This window comes from Bacillus sp. EE-W1, from assembly GCF_009760835.1.
In the GTDB taxonomy this organism is placed as follows: domain Bacteria; phylum Bacillota; class Bacilli; order Bacillales; family Bacillaceae_G; genus Bacillus_A; species Bacillus_A wiedmannii.
Genome location: NZ_WIPE01000058.1, coordinates 64,328 through 71,081, shown reverse-complemented (window position 1 = coordinate 71,081; position 6,754 = coordinate 64,328). Strand labels below are relative to the sequence as shown.

General features: G+C 34.1%; 6 protein-coding genes. 2 read left to right on the top strand and 4 right to left on the bottom strand.

The annotated features are described in order from the left end of the window. Nucleotides 1-138: 138 nt before the first annotated feature. Nucleotides 139-312 carry a hypothetical protein gene (locus GFJ36_RS29090; RefSeq protein ID WP_001142749.1) on the top strand — a complete coding sequence of 58 codons (174 nt, stop codon included), beginning with the start codon at nucleotides 139-141 and terminating at the stop codon, nucleotides 310-312. 123 nt (nucleotides 313-435) lie between these two features. On the opposite strand, the gene GFJ36_RS11080 is transcribed toward GFJ36_RS29090, so the two are convergent. The 4 genes from GFJ36_RS11080 to GFJ36_RS11065 form a co-directional block, all read right to left on the bottom strand. Next, nucleotides 436-3,525 carry an AAA family ATPase gene (locus GFJ36_RS11080; protein ID WP_097891466.1) on the bottom strand — a complete coding sequence of 1,030 codons (3,090 nt, stop codon included), beginning with the start codon at nucleotides 3,523-3,525 and terminating at the stop codon, nucleotides 436-438. Beyond that, nucleotides 3,522-4,679, bottom strand: a complete 1,158-nt coding sequence (locus tag GFJ36_RS11075; RefSeq protein ID WP_098230672.1) for an exonuclease SbcCD subunit D — start codon at nucleotides 4,677-4,679, stop codon at nucleotides 3,522-3,524. Before GFJ36_RS11075 ends, GFJ36_RS11080 begins: the two co-directional genes overlap by 4 nt. Before the next feature lie 15 nt (nucleotides 4,680-4,694). Next, on the bottom strand, nucleotides 4,695-4,934 hold the full coding sequence (locus tag GFJ36_RS11070; protein WP_000667347.1) for a DUF2584 family protein: 240 nt from the start codon (nucleotides 4,932-4,934) through the stop codon (nucleotides 4,695-4,697). A gap of 183 nt (nucleotides 4,935-5,117) precedes the next feature. Next, on the bottom strand, nucleotides 5,118-5,375 hold the full coding sequence (locus tag GFJ36_RS11065) for a hypothetical protein (RefSeq protein ID WP_046955733.1): 258 nt from the start codon (nucleotides 5,373-5,375) through the stop codon (nucleotides 5,118-5,120). A gap of 316 nt (nucleotides 5,376-5,691) precedes the next feature. Between GFJ36_RS11065 and GFJ36_RS11060 the strand changes: the two genes are divergently transcribed. Next, a complete protein-coding gene (locus GFJ36_RS11060) occupies nucleotides 5,692-6,747 on the top strand; it encodes an enoyl-CoA hydratase/isomerase family protein (protein ID WP_087982437.1) in 1,056 nt (351 codons plus the stop codon). The last annotated feature ends 7 nt before the right edge of the window (nucleotides 6,748-6,754 follow it).

The window sequence follows — 6,754 nt, the reverse complement described above, 5'->3', positions numbered from 1 at the left end:
ATATATTTATAATGAAGATTTTTCAAACAATTCACATCTAACTATATACTCCCTCCTAACACTATCCAGTGATTTTAACATATTTTAGGCGTTTGTATATACTATCTACAAAATAAATGTTGTTTAGGGGGATTTCAAATGCCAACAATGTTACAAGAAGAAGTTGAAGAAGCTCGTGAAACATATGTCAGTCGTATCATATTAGTCAGTGGATCAGCTTTATTTTTAGTAGGTGGTGTTATATCGGCAATTTCGGCTTTTAAAGCTTATAATCGTTTGGAAAATACACCGCCTTCTCCAGATAACTCGTAGGTGAATTGTTTTATATTGAATAACAAACAAATGCCACCTCTATTAAGAGATGGCATTTGTTTTATCATAAGTTCTATACTAGAAACCCGCAAAGAATGCTTTAAGTATGAATTACACTTGAACTTACTTCACCACAAACCTCGTCTGACTACACCCATCCTTCTGCTTCGTTACTTCTAATACAGCCGGCATTGCGTTTTTCAGCTCTTGAACGTGTGAAATGACACCGATAAATCGGCCTGATTTTTGTAAGTCAATTAAGGCGTCAACTGCTTTTGTTAATGATTCCTCATCTAATGAACCAAAGCCTTCGTCGATAAACATCGTTTCGATGGAAATACCGCCTTCATACGCTTGAATGACGTCTGCCATTCCAAGCGCTAAACAAAGTGATGCATTAAATTTCTCGCCGCCAGATAATGTTTTTACATCGCGTGTTTGACCAGTGTATGCGTCGTATACATCTAATCCTAATCCACTTTGACGATTTCTCTTTTCAACTCGCTCACTTCGTTTTAAATAAAATTGTCCATTTGATAATTTACGTAATCGCTCGTTTGCAATTTGAACGATTTGTTCTAAATACTCAATTAAGATGTAACGTTCAAATGATATACGGCTTTCGTTATCACCTTTCATTACTTCATATAAATCAACAAGTTCTTGGAAAGCTTTTTCTTCCTCATGAATTTGCTCATCGATACGTCTAATATTTTCATGTAAGTCAGAAATATATGTTACCGCATTTTGCGCACGTTGACGTTTTTCTTTAATGATATCAAGATTGATTTCTAAATCTTTTATATGTTCACCTAACGCCGTAATATCCATATACTCTTTACCTTTTAATTCAGCATGTAACTCTTCAATTTGTTTTGCAAGTACTTCAAGAGATGAGTAATAGCTTTGAATTTCTTTTTGTAACATATCCATCTCGGCATCACTTAATTTCGCTTCTTTATACGTAATTTGATCGGTAAATCCGCTCTGCTCAAGCTCTTTCATAAAGCGCGTAAACGTCTCTTCTTTCTTCAATTTTGTACTTTCAAATTGATTAGAAGCACTTTCCTGTTCTGCTTGAATACGTATATTTTCATTTTGCCAATGTTGATACGCTTCCTGCACTTTCTTCCATTCGTCCTCCATTAATTTGAGTTCATGCATAGCTTGGTCAAACTGGACTTTCCAAGCTTGGACTGTTTGTAAGTTTTCAGGAATATTTTTCTTATCGTGTTCATATGACGTACGAAGCTGCATACACTCCATTTCTGTACGGTGCTGTACTGTTTCTACCTCACGCTTTTGTTTCTGAAGTGCATCTACTTTTTCTTCTACACTCTTTATATTCACAGCAGTTTGCTTACGCGTTTCTTCACTTGCTTTTAGCGTATTTACTTCAGTTGCTAATTGTTTTCCTTTTTGAACAAGTGCACTGTATGTTTCAACTAATTCCTCTGAGCGATAGCCTCGCTTCTTAACCTCCTCTATTACCTGTTCATATTGTAGGTGATAGAAATTCCATTTCTCCTCTAATTGAACATGTAATTTTTCAGCAACATTTTTCTTTTCTCTTAAATCATTTAACTCTTTTTCATCGATCGCATTACTTTGCTCTGTAGCTTTTTTCGGATGGTTCGTACTACCACATACTGGACAAGATTCGCCATCATGTAGATGAAGAGCTAATATACCAGCTTGTTCACTGAACCAGCGACGTTCCATATTTTCATATGCGTTAACTGCCAATCGCATCTTATTATATGCCGCTTCTTTTTCTTTCTCGAATTTTTGCTTTTCTTGCCAAACATCATATGCTTGCTTTAAAACTTTGGCATCTTCTCGCATATTCGTTAGTTCCTCTACTTTAGCTACATATTGCTCAAGTGCTCGTTCTAATTGCTGTAATTCATCAGACATTAGCTGTTTTTGATTTGTATGCTCATCTAATTGTCGATCTAAGTTTTGCATACTTTCTTTTAATTTCCCTATTTGAATTTCTGCATTTTGTAAATTCAACTGTTTCTCAGCTAATGATGCAATAATCGGTTGTAACTCTTCTAATCTTTGAACAAGTTTTTTTGCATTTTCTCTCTCAGGTTCTTTATTCTTTACCGCTTCATATTTCTCCTGAGCAAGTTCAAAGCTTTTCGTTACATTTTCTTTTTTAGCGATTATTTGTTTTAATAAACTTTCAGCCTTCTGCTCATTTTGCATTGCTTCTTCGTACCATTGTTCAAATGGTAATAAGCGCTTCGCTTCTTCCGCACGTTTAAAAGATTTTTCTTTCATTTCAATAACTGTACGATTTTCTTGTAAAGTGTTATATTTCTCATTCTTTTGTTGTAAATCTATAAATTTCTCATTTATGGATTTCGCTGCATGAAAACGTGTTTCAGCATCCTTTAATTGCTTCGTTTGAACATCTTGTTCTACTTGTAATTGCTCCACCTCTGCCTTATACACATCTGTTTCTTGTTCTAATGCTTCTACTACTTGATGCGTGTTTACATGTTCTTGTTCCACTAATGTCTCTAATAATGCTCCATCGCGGATTGGTAATTTGAAAACATTACGGAAGTATAGCTCTCGCTCTTTCTGTTTTTCTTGTAAAACGTCTTTCCATTGTTTTCGTTTTTGATCAAGTAACTCACGCATTAACTTATAACGATCCGTTTTAAAAATACGACGTAAAATTTCTTCTTTGTTTTCTGTCTCAGATGTTAATAGTTTTCGGAATTCCCCTTGTGGTAACATAACAATTTGGCTAAATTGATGTTTACTTAAACCAATTAAATCTTCCACTTTTTTATTTACATCCGTTACATGGAAACGATCAACAGCTGGAACATTCTCTTCATCAATCACTTCATATAGTTCTACTGCATGTCCCGTAATTGTCTTGTTCCCTTGTTTTTTATGTCCAAGTTGTCGTTTTATTTCATAACGTTTCCCTTTTAACTGAAAGGTTAGTTCTACACTTGTATACATATTATCATCAGCAAATTGACTGCGAAGCATGCTCGTATCACTACGTTCTTCTCCGCTTGCCTCACCATATAACACATAACAAATCGCATCAAAAATCGTTGTCTTTCCAGCTCCTGTATTCCCAGAAATGGCGAAAATACGATGATCTCCAAGATCATTAAAATCGATTACTTCTTTCTGTTTATATGGCCCAAATGCTGTCATAATTAGCTGAATCGGTCTCATCCTCGTTCACCTTCCCGTTCTTGCACTGTTTGTAGTACTTCTACAAATAGACGTTCTTTCTCTTCTGATAAATCTAAGCCTTTCATTTCTTTATAAAAAGCCTTTAATAACGATAAATCATCCGTTTTATGTCTTGAAACAGTTACTTCATTTGACTCTGTGAACTCTCGTCTTTGAATAGATCTTTCAACATGCATTGCATTTGGATATACAGATCGTATTTTTTCCATTGGCTGCAAGACAGGATTTTCATCTAATAATTTTACAAACACATAATCTTCACTTACTGGATGTTGTAATAATTCATCTATTTTCGCTTCTACTGTTCGCATTTTACGACGTGGTGCAAGTAACCTTTTTTCAATTGTTGCTTCACCTTGCTCGTCCAGTTCCACAATATAATATCCTTTTTTATGTTTTTCTTCAGAAATAGAATATGCAAGTGGAGAACCTGAATATCGAATTGTCTCATTACGTACAAAATGCGCTTGATGTAAATGTCCAAGCGCTGTGTAATGAAACTTATCAAAATAATGACTATTTACGTATTCAGCACCACCAATTGAAAGTGGTCGTTCTGCATCACTTGTATTCTCTTCCGCTTCTCCCGCAGAAGTTACAAATGCATGACCAACAAATACGTGTCTTGCTTCTTTATCCATTGTTTCAGAAAGCTCATTCATAAAAATACGCATCGCATCATCATGAGAACGTACATCTTCGTTTTTCAAAACATGTCTAACTATGCTTGGATCCACATATGGAACGAGATGGAAGTGAACCTCACCATATTCATCATTTAATATAATTGGCTCATATGGAAATTGAAATTGTCCCACAATAAATAATCCTTGTTTCTTCATTAAACTACTTCCAAAATGAATACGATCTGGACTATCATGGTTTCCTGCAACCGCAATAACTGGTGTTTGTAAATCAATGACTATTTTTTGTAAAACATCATTTAATAAGTCTACTGCTTCTGTAGGTGGAATTGCTCGGTCATATAAATCCCCTGCAATAATTACGGCATCTGGTTTTTCTTCTTCAACAGCTTGTACAAACTGATCTAATACAATCTTTTGATCTTCAGTCATATACACGCCATGAACGAGCTTTCCTAAATGCCAATCCGCTGTATGAAATAACTTCATAGTTTCCTGCTCCTTTTAATTTACTGATTTTAGTGATACGAGTTGATAGTTTATTGTAGTTTTTCCGTTTTCCCACTCTAACTTTTGTATCATTGCACTACCAATTCTTTCTTCATTTGATTTATATAAAGGCAATATTTCTTGAACTGTAAATAAATGATAACCATCCAATTTTAATTGAAATATGTTTTCTTCTATATGTAATCTTACTTCTTTTTCATTTGAAATAATTTTTGTGTGCATCTCAAATTTCATGACAGATACAACCCCTTTTTCTAATCTCTACACTATTAATAGTATATTGGCTATGCAAGATTGACAAGTAAATACACGGCAAAGTACACACTTTTCTACCGCTATATGTTTTTTATTTTTATATATAATACGGTATGTGAAATTTTATTTATTGTAAAAATAAAAATGTCTAATGTGACATCTTTATTTTTGTATAAAGTCTTTCATTACATAATATAAAACTGTAATGAAAACGATCGCTACAAAAAATGAAAATACTGCGATAATGTACCCATCCTTATTTAATAAAATGCAAAAAGAAATAGATATGATAAAAATCGGAAATACAAGTCGTACTTTATCCTTCACTTCCTCTGTCGTATCTGTATGATGAAAATACTGCGTTATCCCTATCATTAAAGAAGACAAAATAATCACCGACAATAGTAAAGGTCCTGGCATTCCGATTTCTCCTTTCTCTATTTCTAATGAAAAGCAATTTTTCTTTCAGCATAATCACTTCAAATACTCTTTTTGAAGTGATTATGCACAATTTACACATATATAATAGCGTGTTTATCATGATAATTTCAAATAATTACAATTACAGTAATGTTGTAATATTCATTTTCAACCTCAGAAATCCTGCAAATATATCTCGTCAAAATATGCGGTATACAAATTAACACGTACCGTCAACTTTAGACAAAATTTATAAAGGACATTTCAGTACGTATCAAGAATTAAGAATAAGAAGATATGTAAGGGAGGATGAATTATGACTGAACACGTTTTATTTTCTGTTAGCGAAAACGGCGTTGCATCAATTACTTTAAACCGCCCAAAAGCACTTAATTCTTTATCTTATGACATGTTGCAACCAATTGGGCAAAAATTGAAAGAATGGGAACATGATGAGCGAATTGCGCTTATCGTATTAAAAGGAGCTGGCACAAAAGGTTTTTGTGCAGGCGGCGACATTAAAACTCTTTATGAAGCGCGTTCAAATGAAGCTGCATTGCAGCATGCGGAACGTTTTTTTGAAGAAGAGTATGAAATTGATACATATATTTATCAATATAAAAAACCGATCATCGCTTGTTTAGATGGAATTGTAATGGGCGGTGGTGTCGGTATTACAAATGGTGCGAAATATCGAATTGTAACTGAGCGTACGAAATGGGCAATGCCAGAGATGAATATCGGCTTCTTCCCAGATGTCGGTGCTGCTTATTTCTTAAATAAAGCTCCAGGGTTTGCTGGCCGCTATGTTGCTTTAACAGCATCTGTTTTAAAAGCTGCTGACGTATTATTTATAAACGCTGCTGATTACTTTATGACATCTGATTCATTACCAATTTTCCTTACTGAACTTGAAAGTGTAAATTGGCATAAACAAGATGATGTACATACTAATTTAAAAGAAGTCATTCGTACATTTGCAACTGCTCCAAAATTAGAAAGCGAGCTTGCTCCTTCATTAGAAGAAATGAATACTCATTTTGCTTTCGATACAATTGAAGAGATCGTCCATTCATTGGAGAAAGCTCAAAGTTCCTTTGCTTTAAAAACAAAAGAAACGCTATTATCAAAATCCCCTATTTCATTAAAAGTAACTTTAAAACAGTTTATTGATGGACAAGATAAATCCGTTGAAGAATGTTTCGCTACCGACCTTGTACTTGCTAAAAATTTCATGAGACATGAAGATTTCTTCGAAGGAGTACGATCCGTTGTCGTTGATAAAGATCAAAATCCGAATTATAAATATAAGCAATTAAGTGATGTTTCAGAAGAAGATGTAAATCGGTTCTTTAACTTACTTAATGCATAATAAGGTG

Coding starts and splice junctions, on each gene's coding strand:
- GFJ36_RS29090 (WP_001142749.1), top strand. CDS start 139: ATGCCAACAATGTTACAAGAAGAAGTTGAAGAAGCTCGTGAAACATAT.
- GFJ36_RS11080 (WP_097891466.1), bottom strand. CDS start 3,525: ATGAGACCGATTCAGCTAATTATGACAGCATTTGGGCCATATAAACAG.
- GFJ36_RS11075 (WP_098230672.1), bottom strand. CDS start 4,679: ATGAAGTTATTTCATACAGCGGATTGGCATTTAGGAAAGCTCGTTCAT.
- GFJ36_RS11070 (WP_000667347.1), bottom strand. CDS start 4,934: ATGAAATTTGAGATGCACACAAAAATTATTTCAAATGAAAAAGAAGTA.
- GFJ36_RS11065 (WP_046955733.1), bottom strand. CDS start 5,375: ATGCCAGGACCTTTACTATTGTCGGTGATTATTTTGTCTTCTTTAATG.
- GFJ36_RS11060 (WP_087982437.1), top strand. CDS start 5,692: ATGACTGAACACGTTTTATTTTCTGTTAGCGAAAACGGCGTTGCATCA.